The following is a 24,160-nucleotide window of genomic DNA, read 5'->3' as shown; positions in this document are numbered from 1 at the left end:
CCCGGAAAACGTGGCCGGTGGCCGGCATCGTGCCGGGCAATCAGTTCCACTCGCGCGTCGGCCGAGCGCCGGCGTTGCGCCAAGTGTTCGGCGAAGGGCAAAGACGGCTACATCGCGTCGTCGCCGCCTCGGCACGGCGATGCATTTGCGGGCTTTCCGCATGAAATATTGCAGAGAGAGCCCTACACAGGGTCTGTACGGAGCTCGGTTGCGTGCGCGGCCCACGTTCCGGACATCGCCCGAGTCGCCCGTACCGTGTCCGGAGCGGAGATGCTGGGGCACATCCATGATCGGCCTTCAGGTCGTGCAGCATCGACCGTTCGCCGCCACGATCACTTCACCCGGGAGCAGCGACCACGCATGGCACGCATCTTCATCACCGGATCGACCGAAGGGCTGGGTAAGGCGGCTGCCCTGGATCTCCTCGACGACGGGCACGAGGTCGTCCTGCACGCGCGCAACCCGTCACGGGCGGCGGATCTAGGCGCACTCGCGGACCGCGCGGTCGGGGTTGTCGTCGGCGATCTCTCCAGCGCCGAACAGACGCATGCCCTGGCCGAGCAGGTCAACGCGCTCGGCCGGATGGACACGGTCATCCACAACGCGGGCATCTTCATCGACCCCGAGCGCGTCGCCACCGCCGAAGGTCACCCGCGCACGCTGGCCGTGAACGTACTGGCGCCCTACGTGCTGACCGCCGAGATCCAGCGACCGGCCCGGTTGATCTACATCAGCAGCGGCATGCTGGACGACGGCAGCTCCTCCCTGGACGACCTCGAGTGGACATCACGGCGATGGAGCGGCGTCCAGGCGTACTGCGACAGCAAACTTCTCGTCGCCACGCTGGCATACGCCGTGGCGCGGCGGTGGCCGGACGTGATCGGCAACATCGTCGATCCGGGTTGGGTGCCTACCCGGATGGGCGGGCCGAGCGCGTCGGATGACCTCACCCTCGGGCGCACGACGCAGGTGTGGCTGGCGGCCAGTGACGACCCGGAGGCGACCGTCAGCGGGGGCTACTGGTACCACCGGCACCGCCGGGAGCCCATTCCGGCCGCCTCCGACCCTGACTTCCAGGACGCCCTGCTCGACGAGCTGAACCGCCTCACCAGAGTGCGGCTGCCCTGACGTGCCCACGGTGTCGCACGGCAGTGCGTCGGGAGTTACTGCCGATGGGGGTAACGGCAGGGTCTCTCAGGTGTCGCGCGGCGCGCCTACTGTGGCCGTATGGACAACCCGCGCTTGTGTCAACTTGACCCGGCCCTAAGTCGATGGTCTGCGCGCAACTCCGCCCAGCGGTCGAACCGGGGTTTCGGCGTTTAATCACTTGACCCGGTCCATATGGTGTTCGGGTGAAGGACACTCTGATCAACGAACTCCGCACCGCGTACGACGCCCAACTCCGTGGTGTCACCCCGCCTGGCGGCAGCGCTCGCATTGAAAAGGACGGCCCGTTGACCCGTGTCGTCGGTTGGCACCGTGGCTTCGTCACGGGCCCACGCGACCTCGGCGTGGGCGGGGCAGAACTCGACACGCTCATAGCGCGGCAGCGTGACTTCTACGCTGCCCGTGGTGAGGCGGTCGAATGGAAGACTCGCGCCCATGATCTTCCCGCCGACCTCACCGACCGACTCACCGCGGCCGGCTTCGTCGCCGAGGACAGCGAGACCGTGCTCATCGGGCAGTCCGCAGACCTTGCCGCAGACCCCGTCCTGCCCGACGGCGTTACCCTCCGCCGGGTCACCGCCAGATCAGACCTCCAGCGCATCGCCGCTCTGGAGAGCACCGTCTGGGGCGAGGACTGGGGCTGGCTCGCCGACGACCTGGCCGCCCGGATCGCGAATGCCCCAGAGAACACCATCGTCCTCGTCGCCGAGGCACGCACCGAAGTCGTCTGCGCCGCCTGGCTGGTGTTCAAGGGCGGCATCGACTTCGGTGGCCTCTGGGGCGGCTCAACGCTCAAGGAATGGCGCGGACAGGGCATCTACCGGGCCATGGTCGCCCACCGAGCCCGGCTCGCTGCCGCCCGCGATGTCCCCTACGTCTACGTCGACGCCTCAGCCGACAGCGCCCCGATCCTCACCCGCCTTGGACTCCACGCGGTCACCACGACGACACCGTATGTGTGGTCGCCCTGAGCTCCGCAGACCGCCTTTCATCGGCGGGAGTTGAGGGCACGACGGGCGACGCCCTACGCAGCCAGATTGGACGTCTCGTGACCAGCGACACCACCGCGCTCCGCACACGCCGTTCCGCCTCCTCGTCACCGGCGGCGGAACGGGTGGCCGGCCATCCGCGCGCTGCGGGACCGGCTCGCAGGTGAGGGCCGCGGGCTGGATGCTGGCATCTGGTCCAGGAGCTGTCGGTGAACGTGCGGGTCGACGTCCACGCGAGGGGCAAGACAGTGACCGCCGTCGTACCGTGCCCCACCAACGTCAGCCCACAAGACTGAAAGAGCGTTTTCTCCCCTTGGGGGTGTTTGCGTAACTCGAGGGCAACGGTGAGTTGGGGCCGCGGCCCCTATGCGTGTGAGGGCCGGACCGGCACGTCCCTGATCGGTCGACGTTGAACTGGCCCGTCAGCCTGGCGAATCACGAGCACCTCATCGAATCGGACAGCGGCTGTGCGTTCCGGTCCGTGATCAAGTGGACCTTCCATCCCTTCTCACCCGACCAGTGCGCTGATGCGGGGCCTGCGCATTGCTGGCGTGAACAGGGCTTGCCCGTGGGCCCATGATGCGCTCCCCTCCGGGGGCCCGGCGGCGAACACCAGCGCGCAGGATGGGGCCACCATCCGGGTGTCGGCGATTTCCTGACTTCCTTTCGGCGCCCGGTGGCCACCGCTGCTCATCAAGCCCTCGCTGACGCTTGGAAGATGTCCTGGAACGCTGTCATGCACTCCAGGCAGTGCCGGTCGGTCGAGTCGTGTCCGGCGACACCCTCACGCTGCTTGCGCTGTCCGCACAGCGTGGTGGCCGTGTCGGCCGCCAGTACGTGCCACACCAGTCCACCGCCCGCGGCGTCCACTCCGACCCACATCTCGTGCATGTCCAGCTCCCTGGTAGACGGCCCCACCTTTCCATCGCACCACCTGTCCGCCCATAAGGCCCCTCGGGGTGGAGCGGACGGGTGAGACGTTCACCCAGCCGTTTGCCCCTCCCCCGGGGCGGGAAGAATGGGCCGGATCGGGGCCTGTCACGGTGCCTCGCCATGTCGCGAACGGGCACGGCCCCACCATCAGGAGCATGGCCCACGTGTCGCCCCGCTGGGAGTCCGCTCGCCTCCCCGGCCTCGAAGTCCGACGCGGCGCTGCAGGAGAGGTTCTGCAGGTGCTTCCAGGCGGACCAGTCCGAGTCGAGACCGGTGGGCTTCGTCGGGGCCGAGGCCCCGGTAGGCGGCGCGGAACACGGCGATGACGTGTGGGGCACGGGTCGAGTAGTCCTCGCGGAGCATGCGGCGCACCAGGGCCGTGCTGTGGGCGGTGCGTTCGTCGATGCCGCTGCGGTCGAGGCGGATACGGGACAGGACCTGGTCCGGGCGTCGCGGTCTGCACGTACTTCACCGCGACGCCCGGGTGGCCTCGCTCTGCGAGCTTCACACGATTGAGTGAGGCTCGCGAAGCGAGCAGTGGGTAGCGGGTGGAGATGGCGGATTCCGTTGAGCCGATCGCGCCGCTTGAGTTACACAGGTGATGGACGAGATCGTGTCGGCGGTGCGCGATGGAGACGATGCCCTGTTGGGGGCGTTACTCGAACGCTTCGCAGGTCTGGCGGACGCCAGGGCAGTGTTCATGCTGCAGTTGCACCAGGACCTGGAGAAGTGACCTGATGGCGTCAGCGCGCCGTCAGAGGCGCACGACGATCAGAGCGATGTCGTCCCGGGCGCCGCCGGCCACGCCGAGGCGGACCAGCAGGGCGTCGGCGAGGCGATCGGGGCTCATGCGGGTATGAGGGGCGAGGGCGTTGGTGAGCCGGTGCAGGCTGACGTCGATGTCTTCGCCGCGGCGTTCGATGAGCCCGTCTGTGTACAGCACGAGAATGTCACCAGGGGTGTAAGGCAGGGAGGCTTGCGGGCGGGGAACGTGTTCGGGGCGGGCGCCGAGGGGCGGGTCGGTGGCCTGGTCCAGCAGGTCGTAGGTGCCGTCGGCGTGCACCAGGACGGGTGGGAGGTGGCCGGCGCTGCTGTAGGCGATCTGCTGGTGGCGGGTGTCGATCACGGCCTGGGCGGCGGTGGTTGCCAGCGCGCCTTCGACCGAGCGGGCGTACAGGCCGAGGACTTCCAGCGACTTGGCCGGCTCCGTCAGGGCCCGGACGGCGGCGCTCAGCGCGCTGCGGAGCATGCCCATGACGGTGGCGGCCTCCAGGCCGTGGCCGACGACGTCACCGACCGCGACGCCGAATGAGCCCTCGGGCAGATCAACGACGTCGTACCAATCGCCGCACACGTTCAGCGACCCGACCGCGGGCAGGTAGCGCACTGCGACATTCCGGTGCCGGTCCAGGTCGGGCGAATGCAGCATGGCCCCCTGCAGGGTGAGGGCGACCTGGCGCTCCCGGGCATGCGCCTGGCGCAGCTCCTCGTTCAGCCTTTGCAGCTCCCGCGCCCGCGCGTACAGCTCGGCCTCCATCGCTTCTCGCCTATCCAGTGGTCCTCCTGTCGATTTGGGTGGTCTGGAGCGGACAAATTCGGTCACGTCCTCCACCCGGTGGATAATCCACGCCACCCGCCCGTCCGGCCCGAGCACGGGGGTGTTGATCGGCGACCACCACCGCTCCTCGAACGCCCCCGGCCGGGACGGCACGGGGATGTCGTACTTTTGGACCGCCATCGTGTCCGGCTGCCTCCACCGCAGGACCCGGCGCAGCGAGGCGTCCAGGTTCTGCACCCCGTCCGCGCTCTCATCCGCCGGATTGTCTGGGAAGGCATCAAACAGGTACTGGCCGACCAGGTCCTGCCTGCTCCGACCGGTGGCATGGAGGTAGGCCTCGTTGACGGCGACGATCACCAGGTCTGGCCCCAGCACCAGATACGGACTCGGCGTGACTGTGAACAACGCTTTGTAGTCAATGTTCGGTTTCATGGACTTTCGTCAGTCCTTTCCGCTGCCGGGGTCCCGAGCAGTGGGGCCCGCCGTCACCTGTTGTGGCGGTGAAGGGGGCGGTGACTCGCCGACTGCGTCATTTGAAGCTGAGGACTTCGGCCACAGGCCGACGTGGTGTCGCCGTGCCTGGGGGGCCGTAGCCGAGACGGAACACCATGTGAACGAAGCCGGTCACAGAGGTCGGATCGCGTACGGACGACCGGAGCTCGGGCCATTCGAGAGGTTGCGACATCAGCGAGGCCGCAAGGCCGTCGAGTGTGGCCTGCAGGAGCACACGCTGCATCGCCTGACCTGCTCGCAGCCAGTCCGCCGGAGCGTCCTTGACCGTGCCGAGCAGCGCGATCTGGGGGTGCTTCTCGAAGTTGGCCACGGCGCGGTCCGCCACCCGGCGCGGGGCGTCGAAATCCCGGACGGGGGAGCTCACACCGTACTGCCGTGGACCGAGCGCGTCCGCCGGAATGCCCTCGGTGGCGAGGCCTTCACCGGTCCTGCCCGTGCGCGTCCATGTCGCGATCTCCGCGCGTACGGCCTCATTCCCGGCCTCGAAGAACTCGGCGTCGTGCACGAGTTCCCTGACGGCGTCGGCATGCCAGGCGCCCGGTGTGATCAACCGACAGCCTTCCAGGAGAGCGGCCGAGCGAAGCCCATCGAGAATCGGCTCGGGAATCTGTTCCTCAGAGAAGGGGAAACGGCTGGTGTGCCGCCGCCGTACAGCGGGATGGAGGTCCGCGAGACCGTGGTCCACGGCGTCGGCCTGGTCGAGGCGTACGTCGGCCAGGTGCCACGGGTCTTCGGGGTCGGGAAGCAGCCGGGCGTAGGCGGTCCAGCCGTTGTGGATGGCGGCCACGCGCAGGTTGAACAGGGCGGCACCGCACCCGAGGTGCAGAGCGCGGTGCTCCGGATCGCCGTGCGGCAGCGTGCGGTCGGGATCGCCGTACAGCGCCAGGGAACGACTGCCGGTGCGGTGGACGAACTTCCAGGGCTGTGCGTTGTGCATGGAGGGCGCCGTCACGGCGTCCTCGACCAGCGACGTCACGACCGCCGCTTCGAGTTGTTCTGTGGGGGACACGGTTCATCCTGTCTGTGAGTACTCGCCATAGGTGTGTGCCGTACGGCAGCCCTCGTGACGATGGGGGAACCAGGGAGCGCCGGGAAGGGAACGGCGTCGTTGCCAGGGGCTGCGGTCGAATGGTCTTCGCCAGGACCGACCTGGCCCATCGCGCCCACGCCGGCCTGGACGCAACGGCGCAGGGGACTTGTGGAACTTGCCCTGCCGCTGTGGCTCTCGTTCAGCGGTCCTTTCGGACCTCGATGAGGACGAGTCATGGAAGGCATCACCCTCTACTCCGCACTCAGCTCGCTCGTCGTGGGCGTCAACGGCTCGGCATCCGCGCGGACCGCAACGCTGTGGGCTGCCGCGGAGGCCAAGCGGCGCGGAAGCCGACTCCACATCGTCCACGCGGCCGACACTGCGGGCCGCACTCACTACCTGTCCCACACCGACGTCGCTCGCGCCCACCGGGCTGGCCGCGAGCTGATCTAGGAGACGGCGGCGGCCGTCACCGTGAGCCACCCGGGGCTGCCGGTGAGCAAGGAGCTCAGCCGTAGTGGGCCTGTCCCCAGCCTCACCCGTGCGGGGGCAATGCGCACACCGCGCGGCGCGACACGATCGTGGCCGGACACCGACGTCTGGGCGGCTTCACCTCGCCCATACTCACCTCGGTCAATCACAAGGTCGCGGCTGGATCCGTTACGCCGGTCGTGGTGGTCCGAGACCGCCAAGAGCCGTCCGAGTCCGGCCGCCTCGTGCTCACAGCAGTCCCGGACGAGGGAGACCTCGGCCGCGCCCTGTGGGCCGCCCGCGAGGTCCTGCTGCATACGGCGCCGCTGCGACTTCCGCATGTCTGGAACTGCTGGGGTCTGTCGGTACGGCGGTGACGCTCCGCTCACCTCGGCGACCTCAGCGAGAGCCGTCATCAGGTCCTGTTTGTGTGGAGCCCGTCTGACCGGGGGGAGGGGAGGAGGCCAGGCGGGCTCTGGTCCCGATTCTGAGCCTCGCTCCCATCCTGCGCATGAAGGAGCGGTGCGTTCGGATTACCAGGAGCGGAGGGTCGGAGCGGATGGTGGGTACCGGTTCACGGACGGGCCGGGGCCGGACGAGGCAGCGGCAAGGGCAGTCACCGAGCCGCCCGACACGCACTCCCACTCGAGGGGCAAAAGGACATCACAGTCGCCATGGTGCGCACCGCCCTGGGCCTGCTCCCTGTCGATGCCCGCCCGTTGAACCTCCCCGCCGGGCCGGCGCACTGCGCCGGCGGAACTTCCACACGCTTGTTGCAGGTCGGCGGCTCCCGCACAGGGAGACGCCGCGGGAGGCCATCCTGGGTGGTCCGACGCGCCGCTGGCCACCACATCGTTCCGAACCCGCAGCTTGATACAGGTCGGGGCCGCGCAGCTGGTGCCCGCGCGGCCCCAGACCACGTATGCCAACCTTCCCACCCCGTCCCGCACAAAGCCCGGTGCCAGCTGTTGGGGCCGGGGCTACGCCAGGCAGGCATACGGTGTGTGGGTCCCCAAGCCGGCTACCCCACTGGCTGCAGTTTCAATTGCGGATAGCCAAGGTGCCCCGCCTCGCCCGTTGGGCGGACCTTTCCCTTCGGTGTATAGCGAGACGCTCACCAGATGCCGTCGATGACCTCTTCGAATGCGAGGTTCCACTGGGAGTTCTTGTCTTCGAACGGGAGCGGGTCGAACTCGGAGATCTCAGCACGCAGCCCGTCCACGCGCTCTTCGACGTCACAACCGTCGGCGCCCTCGAGCTCCCGGCGCAGGGATGCGAACTTCGTCAGGGCATAGACAAGGGACTCAACATCGCGGTGGATCAGGGTGTGCACCAGCTGTGTTTCGCCGTCGCCCAGCGCGTAGACGGTTCCGGTGTCCGGGGCGAGGGCAAGCGTGGTGTCGGCGAAGAGCCCCAGTACGAGCCAGTCGTGGCATTCCTTGGGCACTGTTCCCCAGGTGTTGTACCACTGGGCGACGTTGATGGAGTCGGTTGCGCTGAGGCTGGCCTTGGACATGAACCACTCGGTGTCGGGAAGTCCGACGCTGCTCAGCAGGAGGGCGGTTCTCTCGTTCACTCGGTTGTGCGCTGCGTCGTACCGGGGGAAATAGACGACACCTGACAGTCCGAACGCGGTGCGTACCTCGTCCGGTGTCACGGCGAAGTTCATGCTGAGACCTTTGCGCAGCTGGGTGATGGCGTGTGTTGGAGGGTTTCATCTCCTGGCAGCCATGCGCAGCAGATGATGCGTCTCGGTCTCCCCGGCGGGAGAGAAGCCTTCGGACAGGTACAGACGGCGGGCGTCCTCGTTTACACGATGAACCTGAAGGAGCGTGCCAATACCCTGCTTGCTCGCGCGAGCTACGACCCAACGCAAGGCTCGGGTGCCGTAGCCTCGACGCTGGAACTCGGGAAGGACTTCGACGAGCTCAAGCCACATCTCCCCGTCGCGTTCACCCAGGTACATAGCCCCGACCTGACGGTCGCCATCACTGAAGATGAAGACCTCGTGGTCCTTCACAACCGGCGCGAAGAAGGCACGCTGCTGGTCCTGGTTCCACGGACCGTATGCCCGCTCAACCAACTCCATGTGCGCCTGCTCATGCAGCTTGAACAGCCACTGGTGGTCTTCCTCGGTGGCGAGGCGCACCTGCAGAACTGACGTTGGTGCGGCACTGCTCGTCACGCTGTCCCCTTCGTCTGATCGTTCAGCATAGTGCCAGCGAGCCAGCGACCTGCATCGATAGCCTTCCAGCGGTCTGGCGCCCACAGAGGTGGTCTCGCGCCGCCTGCAACGCGCGCCGACACACCTGGACGGAGATCTCAAACACTCACTTGCGCAAGCGCGGTATCCGGACAGTGGTCCCCGTCCCCGCCGACCAGCGACGTCACCGACTGCGGCGGGGGTGTGGGCGGTCGCGTATTTCGGCTCTGTCGCTGATCTTGTGATCGGCGACAGAGCCCGAAATTCGCCAGGAGCTGGCCGACGTTCGGAGCGTCCGTCCTGCGGGCAGCGGAATACCGTTCGACAGGCCTGGCCGGGATGGAGCATGATCCGCGCTCGTGACAACGCCGAAGCAGCTCCTGATCCAGGCCGCCGCCCGCAACAACGCCGAGTGGTGCGCGGCGATGAGCCGATCGCACGGCCTGGCGGGTGAGTTCAGGGCACAGGCCTGGGCCGCCCCGGCCCGAACGCCGTTGTATTACCCCGACGCGGTGACGCTGGTGCCGGCTGCCGACTCGGCCGTGCTGGCAGCCCGGATCGACACCACCGCGCCCGGCGCCTCCGTCAAGGACAGCTTCGCTGACCTTGACCTGACGAAGGCCGGCTTCCAGGTGCTGTTCGAGGCACAGTGGATCCACCGCCCGGCGAGTGCGCCCGCCGCCGCATCAGACCTTGCCTGGGACGTGGCAGGCGATCCGGACACGCTGCGCGCCTGGGCGCTCGCCTGGGACGACGGGGGAGGCAACGCGGACCTCTTCCGGCCCGAACTGCTGGACGACCCGGCCACCTTCGTGCTCGCCGGACAGTCCCCTGACGGCCGGGTGGTTGCCGGAGCGGTGGCGAGTCGCAGCGACCAGGTGGTCGGAATCTCCAATGTCTTCGCTCTGGACGGCGGCCCTGACGCGGCCTGGCCCGTCGTACTTGACGCGGTGCACTGGCTGTTCCCCACCCTGCCGGTGGTCGGCTACGAGCACGCCGATGACCTGGCGGTCGCCGTCCGTCATGGCTTCGAGCCGGTCGGCCCGCTGCGGATCTGGCTGCACGTCTAGGCCGGCTCCAGGGCTGCCCGAGCCGCCGCTCGCGACCACGGCCCCATGGAAAACGTCGCTGATCTTATGATCGGGGGTCAGGTTCTGTGCAGGATCCGCTTGCGTAGGAGGTCGAAGTTGGCGCGGCCGTATCCGGCCCGCTTGAGAAGCTTCACTCTCGTGTTCTGTCCCTCGACCTGGCCGGAGCTCCATGGGCTGGACAGTCCGGCGACGAAGGCCGTTGACCAGGGAGTGCAGCGCGGGCAGGGGGTCCTGTTCGACTCGCTCCATCCACTGCGGCAGTTGGTCGCCACGCAGGTCGCGCATCATCTCGGCGAAGTCGCGGACGTGGTCGGTGACCGCGTCGCGCTCGGGACAACCGACGCGGATCTCCTTGAGGGAGAGGGCGTCCGCGTCGGGGAGGTTGCCTGGATTGGTCATGATCCATCGGACGACGCGACGGGGCCGCGGCGCGGGCCTGGGCGCCGGCGTGGGGGCGGACGGCGCGAAGTTCCGTAAGTAGCGGCGGACGGTCTGGATGCCCCCGGTGAAGCCGAGAGCGGTGATCTCACGGTGCAGTTGGGCGGTGTTGTGGCAGCCCTGGTTCCACCGTTGGTGGAGATGGGGCCGGTGGGCGTCCAGGATCGTGGACCGGTTGATTGTTTTGACCAGGAGTTCGTCGATGCTGGTTGCGCGGGCGAAGCGGCGCACGGTCGAGCGGTCCAACTGCAGCCGGTGGCAGATCGACTCCAGCGAGGCCCCGTCATGCAGCAGGTCCTGGACCAGGGCGAACCGCTCCCGGGTGCGGACCACCAGGCGGCGCTCGCGCCCGCAGACGTCCAGTGTCCCGATCGATGCGGCGAGAGGGCCGTCGTCGCCAGTGGGCGCGGTGGTGGGTTCAGGGACCGGTAGCTTCTCGAACACGGCCCGCACGCAGGTGTAGTGGGCGGCGACGGTCTTCTCGACCGCCTCGCCGACGTTTTTCCACAGGTGCCAGGCGTCGGCGACCTGCACAGCTTGCGGGGCGCCCGTGCGGGCGCCCTCCGCGTACGCTCCGGCCCGATCGCGGCAGATGATCTCCACCTCGGGGTGGTCCAGGAGCCAGGTGGCCAGGGGCTCGGCGTCGCGTCCCGGCAGGACGTCGACGGGGCGGCGCCGCTCCAGATCGACCAGGACGGTGGCGTATGTCACCCTTCCGTAATGCAAAATCGTCGACCCCGAGCACCCTGACCTGCCCGACGGGCTCCTCCGGGAAGGCTCTGAGCAGGCGCAACAGTGTGTCCTTCGCCGCTGGTGCCCCCAGTGCGACGGCGAGTCGGCTGCCTGCTCGCCCGGCCAGCGCGAGGGCGATCGAGGTCAGCGTCCCGCGCATCAGCGGGGTGTAGCGGGCGTGTGGGCTGGTCAACCCGGTCACCTGCTCGGCGAACGTCACTGCTGGACAGGCGTCATTGAGGCAGCGGAACCGGCGTACCAGCAGCTCGATGACTACCCGGGTACCGCTGACCGCCGCGTCGGACAGGCGTCGCAGATATCGGCCGTGCACCCGCGCCGAGGTGCTCTGACAGCGCGAGCACGGCGCATCGGGGCCACGAACACGGGCATGCATCGTGATCCCGTTCACCGATCGCTCTACCAACTCCACCACGACACCAGACAGATGAGGAACAAGCGCCTCGAAACTCCGCGAAGTACACCGGGGACACGATGGCAGGCGCCACCGACACCAGCCCCGATCACAAGATCAGCGACAGAGCCGAATTGCGTGAGCGTCGACACACCGACGAGACCACGTGGGCACGGCACTGTGCGAGCGCGCCTTCGACCAGATGCGGGCCCTCGGTGGCGAGGTCGTCGAAATCGGCACCGGAGGAGACCAGTTCCACGCACCGGCCCGAGCCCTCTACGAGGCCCTCGGAGGCACACCGACCCACTCAGGGTCTACTTCCGTCAGGTCTGACACCTCTCCGGGCAGGTGCCCGCTGGCACCCGCCCGGATCGGATCAGCTCCAGCTTGGCGAGGGTCCGTGCAGCGGCTGAAAGGCGACTGGCTTGCCGGTGATCGCGTCGAGCAGGACGCGGTCCCTTATTGGGCGGTCCAACTTCACGGTCACCTGCCGCAGCTTCCCCTGCTTGGTGCAGACGCCATCGTGCTTTTTGCCCGTGACGTCAGCTGAGAGCACCACGCCGTCGGATGTTTCCCATGCATGCACGTTCGGGCTGTTGTCGCAGGCACCCTGAAGGGTAACCACGGTTACCGATCGCCCGTCTGCGGAAATCTGGACCAGGCGGTCGAGCGGATAGCCGGGAACGTTGCGGGCCCGCTTGATCGGCGGTTGGGGCAGCTTCGAAGGGACGGCAGCGGCCTGCTTGAGGGGGGAGTCGTAACCGTCGAGTGTGAACAGCCAGGCCGGCACCACTGCTGGTCCGCGGCTGGTGTCCACCCGCATCTCACCCAGCTTCGCCCCTGTCACAGCCAGGGTTGGCTTTCCGCCTTTGCGGCCGCCAGCCAGGGAGTTGTACGACTCGTCCACCCCTGTCAGCGGTCGCGTGAGTGATTCGCCCCCGGCCCACGCCACCCGGCCGCTCTTCGGCCACGTGGCGGGCAGCCTGCCCCGCAGGACGAAACTCTGGGCTTGGTAGGCCTGCATATCAGCCTTGCTTCGCAGGCCGCCCCGCGGCAGCTGGATTACTTCCCCCATGGGGTGGTAGCCAGCACGCCATGCGGCAGATGCCGCTGACCCGTCCCAAGCTGTGGCGACTTTACGAGCACGTTGCGCCGGTTCCTCTTGGCTTCCACCGGCCCTCTGCTGGCTGCCGCAACCGGAGACTGCCCCCAGGCCCGCGGCAGCCAAGACCACCGCGGCAAGCAGGCTTACAAAGCGCGATGATGCAACCCGCATGTGAACTCCCGGACGAAAAGTGGGATCGGCCATCCAGTCAGTGTGACGCGGCCGATCCGAAACAGTTCCACTGGTTGCGACAGCCGCGGGCGGCGGGCCATCAATAGACGTGAAGGCCGTGATCGTTCAGCACCTTCTGCACCGGCATGAAATAGTTCAAGTACGTACCGCTGGAGGAGAAGTTGCACACCGTCTCGTCAGTGCCGCCGGAGAGCAGGCCCAGGGCCGTTGAACCGTTGAACGCTGGCCCTCCGCTGTCGAACAACCAAAGAATTAGCTACGTGGCCTAATCCCACTTCGACGGTTCCCTCGGCGACCAAACCACAATCAAATCCTGTGGCGACAGGCGCACGCAAGACAACAAGCCCATCAGTCGCGCACTGGGTTCGATGGACTGCTGCTGATGCACCGAGCCCGCTCCCTGCCCGTCAAGGACGAGTTCCCGGCCATGTAGAACACCATCTCGCACAACTGGGAACTGCTGTCTTCGAGCACTGCGCCCTCGCCCACTTCGCCTGCCACGGCATCAGCGAGTTGACCGACCCCTCGCAGAGCAAGCTGCTCCTCCAGGACCACGCCGAGACGCCGCTGACGGTCTCCGCGTTGTCCCGGGCCGACCTCGCCCACGCGCAGCTGGCCTATCTCTCCGCCTGCCGCACCGCGCACCCCGGCAACCCCCGGCTGCTCGGTGAGGCCATCCACCTCACCAGCGCCTTCCAACTCGCCGGCTTCTCCCACGTCATCGGCGCGATGTGGACCATCGACGACCGCCTGGCCGCCGACGTCGCCGAGTCCTTCTACACCCACCTGGCCGACGGCCCGACCGGCACGCCCGATCCCGCACAGGCCGCGACGGCCCTGCACCGAACCGTCAAAGACACGCGCGACCGCTTCCCGGCCGCACCGTCCCTCTGGGCGGGCTATCTCCACTCCGTCGCCTAGCGTCCTGGTCCTGAGTTCTGCGGTCTGATGGGTGTGTGCCTGGACCGCGGTTGGACCCGCTCGTCCTGTCCAAGGACGAGCGGAGGACGCTTGAGGGGTGGGCGAACCGCAGGAGGACCGCCCTCATCCTGATCGCGAGCACCCTCAAAGGCGTCGGCGCAGGAATCCTCACCGCACTCGCCGACGCGAACACCGCGCAGGCAGTGCTCACCGGAATCGCCGCTTTCGGTGCGGCGGTTCCCTTCCTCAACAGCCTCACCAGGGTCTGTCCCACTTGCGGTCGTAGAGCCGCCGGGGCGCCGACCGCCGCGCACCACACCGGAGTGCGCGCGCACCAGCGCGTGCGGCGGGATGAGTTGTGCACGATGCAGCGCACTCCCCACCAGGGTACGCATCGGATGTCGTTCACTGTGCCGTCGGTGCGCACGATGTCGTGCACTCCCATCCAGTGGTGCGCATCGTGGTGCGCACTCCCCCGCACCGACGGACGACACGCGGCACTCATCGAGCCCCGCCCGCGGGTCCCGATATGCAGCTATCGGACGTGCGTCACGGTCACCACGGCATGACGGGTTGTGTACCTGCCAGCACCTCAACCAACAGTCCATGCGACGTCGTTACGCATGGCTCGCCGCCAGAGGAGCGGGCCCTGCGGCCCGTCCCGGCCTTCGCGACGTGGCGTGCCACTTCCGCAGCGATGAGGGCCGTCAACGCCTGCGACAGGACTCTGCTTCCGTCGGGAAGCCGCACCGCTACCCGGTGGGGCCTGGCCGCTGGCCCCACGAACCCGACCACGTCCGCGTCGACCGTGTCAGAGTGCCTTACCTTCTGTCAGATGTGCCCTGCCCGGTACGGGGAAGAGGCCCGCTTGCACACGACGCCCTCGATCCCCTGGTCCCGGAGGGTGTCGTATCAAAGCTGCGCGACCTCGGGAGTCGGCGCCCCACTCGGCCACATCACGGCGTCGGTGCTCAGTGACGGTACGCGGTTGTCGCGATCTCGATCAAGGATGGGATCAAAGGGTTGGTGTCACCCTCGTTCCACACCGCCACCACTCGGCTCGGTGGCATGTCGATCAGCGGCACCACGGCCAGCTGCGCCGGCAGGTCGTGTCCGAGCGGGGCCAGGCCGACCGTGCCGTTCCACAGCACGGCCTGCAGACATTCCTGGACAGCACGCACCACTGGGCCCTCGCGCGGCCTGCCACCGTTCCAGTACGACTGCCAGATGGGGTCAGTGCCCTGCGGGAATTGGAACCAGCGGCGGTCGCTCAGCTCGGCCAGCCGCAGCCCGTCGCGGCGGGCCAGCGGATCGTCGGCGCGCAGGACCACGCCGACCGGATCGGTCCGCAGCGCACGCACCGTCAGGGCCGTCTCGTCGAACGGCGCCCGGGTCAGCGCGACGTCGACCATTCCGGCGCGCAGCCCGCAGGTCGGGTCGGTCAGATCGGTGTCGCGGATGCGGATGTCGATGCCGGGGCGGCTTCGGCGGTAGGCGGCGGCCATCCTGGCCACTCCCGGGTCGGTGCCGTCGCCCAGGATGCCGATGGTGAGGGTCGCGACGCCGGCCGCCGCGCTCACGCGTACCCGGACGCGGTCGGCATGGTCGAGCAGGGCCCGCGCCTCGTCGAACAGCACCGAGCCCACCAAAGTGAGCGTGACCCCCGTAGGCGAGCGGACGAACAGCAGGGACCCGACATCGGCCTCCAGCTGCTTGATCGCCCGGCTCAGCGGCGGCTGACTCATGTGCAGTCGGGTGGCGGCCCGGCCGAAGTGGAGTTCCTCGGCGACCGCCACGAAATAGCGCAAGGTCCGTAGCTCCACGCTGCAACGATACCCACGAGGTATCGGCGCCGCGGGATGGGTCTTGGACACCGACAGCGCGGGGCGGTGCACTTGTAAGCATGACCGAAGATGCGAAGAGCAGCGAGCCGCAGACCCACCCCGCTGTGTCGGTGGTGGGTCCCGACGACGGCGAAATGATCGTTCTGGGCACCACACGCATGCGCATTCTGGAGGACGGCAGCCACACCGGGCACCGCCTCGCGATCGCCGAGTCCGTCCTCGCCCCGCACACCCAGGGACCGCCGCAGCACCGCCACGCCCGACACGACGAAGGCTTCTACATCCTCTCCCGCACCGTGCGGTTCACCGTCGGGGACGAGGACTACGACGCCGCCTCGGGCACGCTCGTGATGGTTCCGCCCGGAACCCCACACACCTTCGCCAATCTGACCGACCAACCCGCCGTCATGCTCAGCACATTCACCCCCGACCTGTATGTGCAGTACTTCCGAGAACTCCAGGAGGCGCTCGCCGGCGGCCGGCCGCTGACGCAACAGGCCAACATCGACGCGATGAGCCGCTACGCGACCGAGCCCGCCACCGACCTCGCCTGAAGCCGACGGCACAGCATGTGCCCGGCCACCCTCCCTCGGACCGGCAGAGCGGTGGCGCTGCCGCCCATCGCCATCGGCGGCGACCCGCGTGTCCGCGTCCCTCGGACGACGGACCAGGCCTTCACGAGGGCTCTTGTGGCAAGCGACGCAATCGACGGGGCCCCATGTACCGGTGGCCCATGAACGGGAACGATGAACATCGCCTACTGGATCGTCGCGGGACTGCTCGCGCTCTTCTACTTCTACGCAGGCACGCTGAAGGTGCTCCGCAGCCGCGATCAACTCCGGCCGATGATGGCCTGGGTCGACCGCATACCCTTGCCTGCCCTCAGGGCGCTGGGGGCGGTCGAAATACTCGGCGCGACCGGCCTGATCCTGCCGAAGCTGACCGGCATCGCTCCCTCGTTGGCGACGGCCACGGCCATCGGCTTCGTACTCCTGCAGACCGGCGCGATCGCCGTTCACCTGACGGGCGAAGACCGCCGGATCGCGCTCAACGCCGGACTCACTGTTACCGCAGCCGTGACCATCTGGTTGGCCACCCGGCTGTGATCGAGCACAGCCCTCGACTGGTGGATGCGACTCCAGGGCCGACCGCCCCACGGCCGCTGTCATTTCTCAGGTTCTGGCACAACTTCCGTGAAGTCGAACCGATCCTCGGTGTCCGAGGCTGGCGGCCCTGGCGAACCGGCAGGTCAGCGGCTCGTCCAGAGGCTGGCACGAGCCCGGTCGGCATGGTTTTCACGGAAGTTGAGCCAGAACCATTTCTCATGCACATCGAACACGCCGCGGTCCACGCGCTGCTCGGGGAAGTGCGCATCTGCTGTCGCAACTCGTGAACAGAGCCACACGGCAGTTGTCTCCGCCTGGGCGCAGAAGTTGTCACCTGCCGTCCAGCGAGGATGTTTCACCGATGCCCGCCAGCAGTTGGAACGGCCATTCCGGGTCAGCTTGGCCGATGGTCAGACCAACCCACCGCTCCGAGTTCGGCAACCGCCACATCTGCATGCTGCCGGCGACACCGCATAGGAAGCCGAGCGGTTCGCGACTCGTGGCGGTCGAGTCGGACCCAGGCCAAAGCGCTCTCACGAGCACCGAGGAATACGCGACACCTCAACATGCGAGCCCACCAGTCTCAACCCTTGGAACACTGTTTGCTGGCGCGCCGCCGCTACCCGTACGGCTCACACGAGCTGTACGGGTAGCGGCGGGAGACCGTGTGGTCAGCGAACGTCGTAGGCGCGGGTGATGGTCTGGGTGACCGCGTTGTCGTTGGCGTCGGTGAACTCGGCCTTCGTCATGACCTGCTTGCCGGCGGCACCGGTGTGGTCGAGGACGGCCGTCCACTTGCCGTCCTTCTTCTGGGTCGGCGCCTGGATCCAGGTGGTGCCGCCGTCGTAGGAGTAGGACAGCGAGGCCTTGGTGATCGCGCTCGGGGTGTACCCGGCGTGGCCCTCGACCGACAGGCCGACCTTGATGCCGCTCTTCGCGGGCAGGGTGTTCAGGCCGTCCACCGGCAGGTCGTACGCCGGGGAGAGGATCGGCAGGCCGCGCGAGTAGACGTCCGGCTCCAGGTGGGAGCGGAAGCTCCAGGTGGTGGTGATATCCATGGAGCGCAGCCAGTTCCGGTCCGAGGTCGGGATCTTGGACAGGTTCTGAGTGAGCTCGTACGCGGAGTCCTCAGCCGGAACCTTGAACACGTCGTACGGGTAGGTGCTTTCGGCGATCCGCTCACCGTTGCGCTTCAGCACCAGATTGCCGAGGTCGCCGAACGACCCGCCGTAGGACCAGTGGTCGCCCGATCCGTCGACCCAGAGCGCGTTCTGGAAGCCGATCAGATCGCCCTGCCGCTCGGCGGCCAGCATCAGCTTGCCGTCGGCGTCGCGCGGCGCGGCAGGCCGCAGGGCACCGCCGTACCACTTCTCGGCGCGCCGCTCTCCGGCACGGTAGGTGCGCTCCTGGTCGCCCATGAACGCGGCGAAGGGGAAGCTGGTCATCGCGCCGTGGTACCAGGCGTCGTCGCCGGTCGTGTAGTAGGCGGTGCGGGTGCCGGGCACGTGGACCGAGCCGAACGGGCTCACGGGGAGGTAGGCGTCGCTGCTTCCGGCGGGGCGGACGAACATCGCATCGATGTAGTCGGCCTCCTTACCCATGGCGTGCCACGTTTCGGTGACCTGGGCCAGCTTGGAGTCCTTGGGCTTGTAGACCTGGTCGGAGTGCAGCGGACCCCGGGTCGGGAACGACAGGTTGTAGACGTAGGGCGAGCCGTCCTCGGAGCCGGTCGCACGCCAGGTGGGCCGGAATTCGAAGGTGCCGTTCCCGGCACGTCCGTCGATGTCTGCGTAGAACTTCTGGACGGTGCTGCCGGCCATGATCGATCCGGATATCTGCCAGGTGTCGTCCCACGTGCGGGCGTAGCTGAGCGTCGTATTGGTCACCGCCGAGGGACGGTCCGTACGCACGCTCACCTGGTGGGCCTTGCGGGCGTCGAGGACGACGGTGGTGTCATGGGTGAGCCGCAGCTGCGGATTCGCAAGGTAGCTGACCGACTCGGGCGCGTTGTCCGCGTCGTAGCTCCCCACGAAGCTGCTGAGGGAGTAGTCGCCCGGGCGCACGCTGTACGTCTGGTCGGTCGCGCCGTTGTTGCTGCGTCGTTCACCCTTGTCAGTGTCGAGGCTGACCAGGTCCAGTGAGGAGGGGCCGGCCGCGGGCTTGCCGTTGCGGTCGATGACCTTGACCCGAAGGGTGATCGTCTCTGGCTGGACGTAGAGCGTGACGGGCACGGAGACGTGCACATCGCCGCCGGTGGCGAGGATCCTGCCGGTGACCGCACCGTACTGGGCGTCCGTCAGACGGGCGGTGGGGTCGATCCGCAGCGGCACCTGAGCGGTGGCGCCCGCGGGGACCTTCACCTTGTTCTCCGCCGGCTTGAGGATGCCGGAGCGGACATCGCTGCCGTCGTTGCCGTGCACACCGCTGACCTTCAGGCTCAGGGTGAGGTCGCTCTTGCCGGTGTTGGTGAAGGGCACCTGCACGGTGGTGCGGTCCGAGGCGTCCTGCGGCCAGTTGTAGCTGCCGGCCTGGACGGCGGGCGCGGAGAGCACCTTCTGGTTCACCGCGTCGAACACGTCAAGGACGCCACCGCCGGTCTGGTCGGCGCCGGCGACCTTGCCTCCGGTGCGGGCGGAGGAAACCAGGGCGGCCTTGATCTGCTGCGCGGTCCAGTCCGGGTGGGCCTGGCGGACGACGGCTGCGGCGCCCGCGACATGCGGGGTGGCCATGGAGGTGCCGGACATCGTGCGGTAGGCGTAGACGCCGCGGCCGCCCGCGCTGGCGGCCGAGATGTCGACGCCGGGAGCGGCGATCTCGGGCTTGAGGGTGTGGGTGACGGCCACGGGTCCGCGGCTGGAGAACGACGCGGTGGTGTCGTCACGGTCGACGGCGCCGACGGTGAGCACGCCGGGCACGCAGCCGGGCGAGGAGACGGTCTCGGTGGCCGAACCGGCGTTGCCGGCGGCGACGACGAACAGGGTGTGGGTGTTCTGCGAGAGCTGCTGCGTGGCCTGGGCCATCGGGTCGGCGCAGTCGCGGATCGTGGGGTTGCCCAGGCTCATGGAGACGACGTCGGCCTGCTGGTCGACGGCCCACTGCATACCGGCGATGATCCAGGAGTCCTGGCCGTAGCCCTGGTCGTTGAGGACCTTGCCGATGAGCAGGGAGGTACCGGGGGCGACGCCCTTCTTGCGGCCGCCACTGGCTGCTCCGGACCCGCCGGCCGTGGAGGCGGTGTGGGTGCCGTGGCCCACCCTGTCGTCGGTGGTCTTGGAGTCCGTGAAGTTCTTGGACGCGGCGACCCGGCTCACCAGGTCCGGGTGCTCGGCGTCCACGCCGGTGTCCAGCACGGCGACCTTGGTGCCCTTGCCGTCATAGCCGGCTGCCCAGGCCTCCGGCGCGTGCACCTGCGCGGTGGAACGGTCCAGCGTGGCCTCGGCCTTGCCGTCCAGCCACAGCTTCTTCAGCGGGGAGGCAGCACGTGAGCGGGCGTCGGTGATGTCCCGCCAGAACGTGGCGGCGGTGTCCTTGCCCGCCTTGAGCGCGACACCGTCCACCGCCGGGAGGCTCAGGCCCCGCTCAGAACCACGAGGGGCCGCCGGCGCGCTCTTCGCGACGTCCACACTGTTCCGGTAGGTGGCGATGAGCGGCAGCGAGTCGGTGTGCGCGTCGTCGTATCCCTGGCGGATGAGCCCGGTGACGTTGAACAGCTGCTCGTCGACCTTGCCCTCGGCGATCGCCTCGGAGACACCCTCGGGGTAGACGTAGAGGTCCTTGCCCAGCTGGTACGTCTGCACCATCGGCTGCGTGCCGTCCTCGCGGGGCAGCACGGCCGCGGAGCTGTGACCCGACCTGTCGGTGGTCACCACCACCTTGTCGCCAGTGACGAGCGTGACCGTCGTCTGCTTGCCGCCCGTCGCCCTGGCCCCGCTGCCGATGACGGGTCTTTTCCCCGAGGCACCGTCAGGCGGGGTATCCGCCGCCCCGGAAGGCGCGACCGCCGTGACGGCCAGGGCGGCGGCGGTAGCCGCGCCCATGGCTATACGCGTTATGGAGCGCATGGATCTCCCCACTCGAAACCGTGAACATGCCGTGCTGCCGCTGCAGCCTGGCAGACATCCAGATCGTGGAGTGATGCCGCGCGTGACGGGTTTCCCGCATGTCGGTTTTCCGACACACGGTCACATCTCCGGGTTCCTCAGCTCGGTGGAAACAACCTGGGCCACACGCTGCATCCTCGGCCGGATCGAGGTCGTCGAGGTCGTCGACCTCGACGAGGCGCTCAGGACCGGTCAGGGCGTCAGAGCCAGCCCGCACGTGCCGCGTGCCACCCCAGTTGCAGGCGCGAGTCCGCTCCTGCAAGGTCCATGAGACGGCGTGTCCGTCGCTCCACGGTGCGTATGGAAAGGCCGAGTTGGGAGGCCGCACGCCGGTCGGAGATCCCTGCCAGCAGGAGGGCAAGCACCTCCAGTTCCCCCTCGGTCGGCTGCTGATCGGTTGTCGGCTGCGCCCGCACACCCGTGGTGGTGGCGTACAGAGGCCGGGCCTCGGCCCATTCCCTCTCGAAGAGATGGACCAGGGCCGTCAGCAGACCGCTGCGGTGCACCACGATGGCGCTCGGCTCACCGCCAGCGTCCGTCATGTCGAGTGGCACCATGGCACGCTCCCGGTCCGACACGACCATCTTCAGCGGCAACGAGTCGGCAAGGCGAACCTCGAGGCCCGCAGCGATCCCGGCCTTCACGTCCCGCGCCATGTCGGGGCCGTCGAGATAGTCCTTGGCAGCAACAACACGGAAGTCGACTCCGCGGTCCAGGGCGGAACTCTCCGACACGTCGGCGTCGTCGCGTGGCACCGCGGTGGGAGCGCCGACGAGGAAGACGAGCAACTCCCGCTGGGCGCCGCGCTGCAGTTGGTGGAACCGGTGCGCCACCTGCTCCACGCCGACGACCACCTCCACGACGCTGCCCGCGGGGTGCGCGGCGGTACTGCGGTACTGCTCGGTCAGCATCGAGAACGCCGTCTCGGCGCGGTGCAGTGCGTTGCGCTGCTCGACGAGAATCGGAGCCAGGGCCACCGAGGGTGGTGTGAGCCGGTAGCGGGCGGGCCGGCTGCCGGACACACACTCGGCCGGGTCGGACACCCCGCTCCCGGCCTCGGTGGTGACCGCGACCAGACCACGTGTCGTCAGGTCGAGCAGGATGCGGGTGGTCTCGGCCTTCTCAAGTCCGGTCTGCCGGACGAGTTCCTGCGCGGAGGCAGTCGGACGGGCCAGAAGTGCGGTGTAGACGGCCTCTTCGTCCGGGCCCAATCCCAATGCCTGCAGCATCAAGCTCCCCCTCGGCGGCCGCCGTGTCTGGCCTTGGCTCGGCTCGGGTGGACCGAGCAGATTCTTCGCGGCCGGACATTATCCCACTGTCAGGAAGTCGCCATTGTCCGGTGCCTGTTGTGGACGCATCTGAGTCACCCGGCCCAGCGGTGTGCCTCGCATGGCCCGCTCACCCCGACTCGGATCCCGGGTCACGCCGGTCACCGCACGAAGGCATCGACCGGCGGGGCGCGGCTCACCCACGTCCGGGCCTGCCTAACGTACGGGGAGTACACCACCTGCCCGGGAGGTTCCGTGCCGCAAAAGCACCCGAAGCGTTTCGCGCGACCCTTCGAGAGTATCGAACCACCGCGCAACGTCGAGGTGGTGATCGGCGTCGCGTCGATGACCTTCCTGATGCTGCTCCTCGGTGCCCTGTCCGAGTCCCCGGTGTGGCTTCTCGGGCTCCTTGTATTCCTGCCGGCGGCTGCGTCCGCGCTGTGCAGCGTGCGCCAGACGAAGTTCGTGGCTGCGTGGATCGCGCTGGTGGTCGTCGTCATCGTGCTGCTCCGGCACGGTGACGGGCGGTCGTGGCTCGACAGGAGCCTCATGATGCTGCTCACCCTCGCCCTGGGCGCGAGTTCCGTCTACGCCTGCCACCGCCGTATCCGCCGCGAGGACCAGATGCTGCGGCTGCGCTCCACCGCTGTGGCAATGCAGCGCCACATCCTGCGCCCGCTGCCTCTGCTCACCGACGACGTCCTGGTCGACGGCGCGTACGAGCCCGTACAGGAGGACCGGCTCGTCGGCGGCGACATCTACGACGTCGTCGAGTCTCCCTGGGGAACCCGGGTTCTGATCGGCGATGTCCAGGGCAAGGGCCTGCCCGCGGTCGGTGCCGCGTTCGCGGTCATCGGCGCATTCCGGGAAGCGGCCCACCGGGAGACGACCCTGACCGCGCTCGTCGACGCACTCGATGCCTCTGTTGTACGGCACAACTCCTACGCCGCGCAGAGCGGCGACGACGAACGGTTCGTCACCGCGCTCATCCTCAACATCGACACGCACGATGAGGTACAAGTCATCAACTGCGGACACATCGCACCCCACTTGCTGCACAACGCCACCATCAGCACGCCCGCCCTCGACTCCGGCGTTCCCCTCGGTCTCGCGGAACTCGCCACCGAACCAGTGACCATCGACCGGTTCACCTTCCCAGCCGGGGCAACGCTGCTGCTGACCACCGACGGGCTCACCGAGACCCGCGGCGCCGACGGCACGTTCTACCCCGTCACCGAACGCCTCACCGAGCGGGTGTCCCTCTCCCCCACCGACCTCCCACACGCCCTCTTTGACGACGCGAGCGCGTTCGCCGGGGAACGAGGTCAGCACGACGACGTCGCGATCCTGTCCATCCGGCGGTCGCCTTTCCGTTGAGTAGGTCGCGCCATCGAAGAGCACGTCGGTGACCTTCTGCACCGCTGCCACTATGACCTCGGGGTCCGACATCGCGATGCTCGCCTGCACCTTCGGCTACGACGCCCTCTACTACGTGAAGACCAACGGCCGCTTCTTGATGTGGGCCCCTATGAGGAAGGCGCCGGGCAGGTGTCGCCCGCACAAATGTTGTCGAGGCACTCGACCGAGTGCTCGCCAAGGAGTCAGAACTCGCCGGCCTCTGGGACGAGACGCCAACGGCCGCAGTGAGTTCGCGGACCGACGGCGCCTCGCTGTACTCGGCGATCCAGTCACGCACGCTACGCAGGATTCACGCCGTGGATACAGCAGGCGCGAGGAGCGGCACCGGGTGGCTGCCGTGCTTCGGCTGGCCCCTGATTAGAGTCCGGATAGGGTCCTTCAACCTGCTGTCCGCGGCCGTGCCTCGCCGCCCGCTCGGACACCGCCGAGCAGCCAGCCGCAGCGGTGCAGGGTCGCTGAACTCATTCGCCCGCCGACCGCCGGCGGGACTTGATCTCGCGGAAGCAGTACGCCGCGATGATCAGGGCAGTCGCCAGGTAGAAGGGCGGCAGGTTGTCGGGCCGAATGAAGTTGACACCGACAGCGCCGAGCACCACGGCCACGTAGCCTGTCCCGCGTGTCAGGCCTCTGGAGCGCGGTGTGAGCGCCGCCGTCAACACGATGAGGAC

21 protein-coding genes and 2 pseudogenes are annotated in these 24,160 nt (G+C 68.2%); 10 read left to right on the top strand and 13 right to left on the bottom strand.

Annotated features, from left to right (window positions below):
- The first annotated feature begins 360 nt into the window (after nucleotides 1–360).
- Nucleotides 361–1,128: an SDR family NAD(P)-dependent oxidoreductase gene (locus tag OG574_RS46870; RefSeq protein WP_326778277.1), complete on the top strand. Its 768-nt coding sequence runs from the start codon at nucleotides 361–363 to the stop codon at nucleotides 1,126–1,128.
- Between the two features lie 224 nt (nucleotides 1,129–1,352).
- Nucleotides 1,353–2,138: a GNAT family N-acetyltransferase gene (locus OG574_RS46865; protein WP_326778276.1), complete on the top strand. Its 786-nt coding sequence runs from the start codon at nucleotides 1,353–1,355 to the stop codon at nucleotides 2,136–2,138.
- Nucleotides 2,139–2,849: 711 nt separating this feature from the next.
- Here OG574_RS46865 and OG574_RS46860 read toward each other — a convergent pair.
- Nucleotides 2,850–3,047, bottom strand: a complete 198-nt coding sequence (locus OG574_RS46860) for a hypothetical protein (protein WP_326778275.1) — start codon at nucleotides 3,045–3,047, stop codon at nucleotides 2,850–2,852.
- Between the two features lie 640 nt (nucleotides 3,048–3,687).
- On the opposite strand from OG574_RS46860, the gene OG574_RS46855 reads away from it, so the two are divergent.
- The gene (locus OG574_RS46855; protein WP_326778274.1) at nucleotides 3,688–3,822 is read left to right on the top strand and encodes a hypothetical protein; all 135 of its coding nucleotides are present in this window, start codon (nucleotides 3,688–3,690) and stop codon (nucleotides 3,820–3,822) included.
- Nucleotides 3,823–3,843: 21 nt separating this feature from the next.
- Here the strand turns inward: OG574_RS46855 and OG574_RS46850 are convergent, their stop codons facing one another.
- Together OG574_RS46850 and OG574_RS46845 are read right to left on the bottom strand one after the other, a co-directional pair.
- The gene (locus OG574_RS46850; protein WP_326778273.1) at nucleotides 3,844–5,079 is read right to left on the bottom strand and encodes a PP2C family protein-serine/threonine phosphatase; all 1,236 of its coding nucleotides are present in this window, start codon (nucleotides 5,077–5,079) and stop codon (nucleotides 3,844–3,846) included.
- 97 nt (nucleotides 5,080–5,176) lie between these two features.
- Entirely contained in the window at nucleotides 5,177–6,169 is a 993-nt protein-coding gene (locus tag OG574_RS46845) for an Acg family FMN-binding oxidoreductase (protein ID WP_326778272.1), read from the bottom strand.
- 255 nt (nucleotides 6,170–6,424) lie between these two features.
- On the opposite strand from OG574_RS46845, the gene OG574_RS46840 reads away from it, so the two are divergent.
- A complete protein-coding gene (locus OG574_RS46840; protein ID WP_326778271.1) occupies nucleotides 6,425–6,643 on the top strand; it encodes a universal stress protein in 219 nt (72 codons plus the stop codon).
- Nucleotides 6,644–6,864: 221 nt separating this feature from the next.
- On the top strand, nucleotides 6,865–7,038 hold the full coding sequence (locus OG574_RS46835) for a hypothetical protein (protein WP_326778270.1): 174 nt from the start codon (nucleotides 6,865–6,867) through the stop codon (nucleotides 7,036–7,038).
- A gap of 737 nt (nucleotides 7,039–7,775) precedes the next feature.
- Here OG574_RS46835 and OG574_RS46830 read toward each other — a convergent pair.
- Together OG574_RS46830 and OG574_RS46825 are read right to left on the bottom strand one after the other, a co-directional pair.
- Nucleotides 7,776–8,330, bottom strand: coding sequence for an SUKH-4 family immunity protein (locus OG574_RS46830; protein ID WP_326778269.1), 555 nt, complete (start codon nucleotides 8,328–8,330; stop codon nucleotides 7,776–7,778).
- 45 nt (nucleotides 8,331–8,375) lie between these two features.
- The gene (locus tag OG574_RS46825) at nucleotides 8,376–8,846 is read right to left on the bottom strand and encodes a GNAT family N-acetyltransferase (protein WP_326778268.1); all 471 of its coding nucleotides are present in this window, start codon (nucleotides 8,844–8,846) and stop codon (nucleotides 8,376–8,378) included.
- Between the two features lie 377 nt (nucleotides 8,847–9,223).
- Here OG574_RS46825 and OG574_RS46820 point away from each other — a divergent pair, with 377 nt between their 5' ends.
- Nucleotides 9,224–9,934 (top strand): hypothetical protein, encoded by a 711-nt coding sequence (locus OG574_RS46820; protein ID WP_326778267.1) that lies wholly within the window; start codon nucleotides 9,224–9,226, stop codon nucleotides 9,932–9,934.
- A 936-nt stretch (nucleotides 9,935–10,870) separates the two neighbouring features.
- On the opposite strand, the pseudogene OG574_RS46815 reads toward OG574_RS46820, so the two are convergent.
- From OG574_RS46815 to OG574_RS46805, 4 genes and pseudogenes are all read right to left on the bottom strand, one after another.
- Nucleotides 10,871–11,104: pseudogene (locus OG574_RS46815) on the bottom strand (ISL3 family transposase); the annotation flags it as partial.
- A 271-nt stretch (nucleotides 11,105–11,375) separates the two neighbouring features.
- Nucleotides 11,376–11,519 (bottom strand): annotated as a pseudogene (locus OG574_RS52945) (hypothetical protein); the annotation flags it as partial.
- A gap of 394 nt (nucleotides 11,520–11,913) precedes the next feature.
- Complete coding sequence (locus tag OG574_RS46810) at nucleotides 11,914–12,444, bottom strand: hypothetical protein (protein ID WP_326778266.1); 531 nt, start codon at nucleotides 12,442–12,444, stop codon at nucleotides 11,914–11,916.
- Nucleotides 12,445–12,913: 469 nt separating this feature from the next.
- The gene (locus OG574_RS46805) at nucleotides 12,914–13,078 is read right to left on the bottom strand and encodes a hypothetical protein (protein ID WP_326778265.1); all 165 of its coding nucleotides are present in this window, start codon (nucleotides 13,076–13,078) and stop codon (nucleotides 12,914–12,916) included.
- A 71-nt stretch (nucleotides 13,079–13,149) separates the two neighbouring features.
- On the opposite strand from OG574_RS46805, the gene OG574_RS46800 reads away from it, so the two are divergent.
- Nucleotides 13,150–13,755: a CHAT domain-containing protein gene (locus OG574_RS46800; protein ID WP_326778264.1), complete on the top strand. Its 606-nt coding sequence runs from the start codon at nucleotides 13,150–13,152 to the stop codon at nucleotides 13,753–13,755.
- A 971-nt stretch (nucleotides 13,756–14,726) separates the two neighbouring features.
- Here OG574_RS46800 and OG574_RS46795 read toward each other — a convergent pair.
- The gene (locus OG574_RS46795; RefSeq protein WP_442816914.1) at nucleotides 14,727–15,578 is read right to left on the bottom strand and encodes a LysR substrate-binding domain-containing protein; all 852 of its coding nucleotides are present in this window, start codon (nucleotides 15,576–15,578) and stop codon (nucleotides 14,727–14,729) included.
- 80 nt (nucleotides 15,579–15,658) lie between these two features.
- Here OG574_RS46795 and OG574_RS46790 point away from each other — a divergent pair, with 80 nt between their 5' ends.
- Entirely contained in the window at nucleotides 15,659–16,153 is a 495-nt protein-coding gene (locus OG574_RS46790; protein WP_326778263.1) for a cupin domain-containing protein, read from the top strand.
- A gap of 192 nt (nucleotides 16,154–16,345) precedes the next feature.
- Nucleotides 16,346–16,705, top strand: coding sequence for a DoxX family protein (locus OG574_RS46785; RefSeq protein WP_326778262.1), 360 nt, complete (start codon nucleotides 16,346–16,348; stop codon nucleotides 16,703–16,705).
- Between the two features lie 671 nt (nucleotides 16,706–17,376).
- Here OG574_RS46785 and OG574_RS46780 read toward each other — a convergent pair.
- The gene (locus tag OG574_RS46780) at nucleotides 17,377–20,766 is read right to left on the bottom strand and encodes a S8 family peptidase (protein WP_326778261.1); all 3,390 of its coding nucleotides are present in this window, start codon (nucleotides 20,764–20,766) and stop codon (nucleotides 17,377–17,379) included.
- A gap of 239 nt (nucleotides 20,767–21,005) precedes the next feature.
- Entirely contained in the window at nucleotides 21,006–22,034 is a 1,029-nt protein-coding gene (locus tag OG574_RS46775; protein ID WP_326778260.1) for a helix-turn-helix domain-containing protein, read from the bottom strand.
- Nucleotides 22,035–22,328: 294 nt separating this feature from the next.
- Between OG574_RS46775 and OG574_RS46770 the strand changes: the two genes are divergently transcribed.
- Entirely contained in the window at nucleotides 22,329–23,450 is a 1,122-nt protein-coding gene (locus OG574_RS46770; RefSeq protein WP_326778259.1) for a PP2C family protein-serine/threonine phosphatase, read from the top strand.
- Between the two features lie 503 nt (nucleotides 23,451–23,953).
- On the opposite strand, the gene OG574_RS46765 is transcribed toward OG574_RS46770, so the two are convergent.
- Nucleotides 23,954–24,094 (bottom strand): hypothetical protein, encoded by a 141-nt coding sequence (locus tag OG574_RS46765; RefSeq protein ID WP_326778258.1) that lies wholly within the window; start codon nucleotides 24,092–24,094, stop codon nucleotides 23,954–23,956.
- Nucleotides 24,095–24,160: the final 66 nt, after the last annotated feature.

Origin of the sequence: Streptomyces sp. NBC_01445 (assembly GCF_035918235.1) — a bacterium.
Lineage (GTDB): Bacteria > Actinomycetota > Actinomycetes > Streptomycetales > Streptomycetaceae > Streptomyces.
This window is presented reverse-complemented; position numbering and strand designations above follow the sequence as displayed.

Excerpts from the sequence above, each read along its gene's own strand:
- OG574_RS46870 (WP_326778277.1), top strand. The coding sequence starts at position 361 with ATGGCACGCATCTTCATCACCGGATCGACCGAAGGGCTGGGTAAGGCG.
- OG574_RS46860 (WP_326778275.1), bottom strand. The coding sequence starts at position 3,047 with ATGCACGAGATGTGGGTCGGAGTGGACGCCGCGGGCGGTGGACTGGTG.
- OG574_RS46850 (WP_326778273.1), bottom strand. The coding sequence starts at position 5,079 with ATGAAACCGAACATTGACTACAAAGCGTTGTTCACAGTCACGCCGAGT.
- OG574_RS46840 (WP_326778271.1), top strand. The coding sequence starts at position 6,425 with ATGGAAGGCATCACCCTCTACTCCGCACTCAGCTCGCTCGTCGTGGGC.
- OG574_RS46830 (WP_326778269.1), bottom strand. The coding sequence starts at position 8,330 with ATGAACTTCGCCGTGACACCGGACGAGGTACGCACCGCGTTCGGACTG.
- OG574_RS46790 (WP_326778263.1), top strand. The coding sequence starts at position 15,659 with ATGACCGAAGATGCGAAGAGCAGCGAGCCGCAGACCCACCCCGCTGTG.
- OG574_RS46785 (WP_326778262.1), top strand. The coding sequence starts at position 16,346 with ATGAACATCGCCTACTGGATCGTCGCGGGACTGCTCGCGCTCTTCTAC.
- OG574_RS46780 (WP_326778261.1), bottom strand. The coding sequence starts at position 20,766 with ATGCGCTCCATAACGCGTATAGCCATGGGCGCGGCTACCGCCGCCGCC.
- OG574_RS46775 (WP_326778260.1), bottom strand. The coding sequence starts at position 22,034 with ATGCTGCAGGCATTGGGATTGGGCCCGGACGAAGAGGCCGTCTACACC.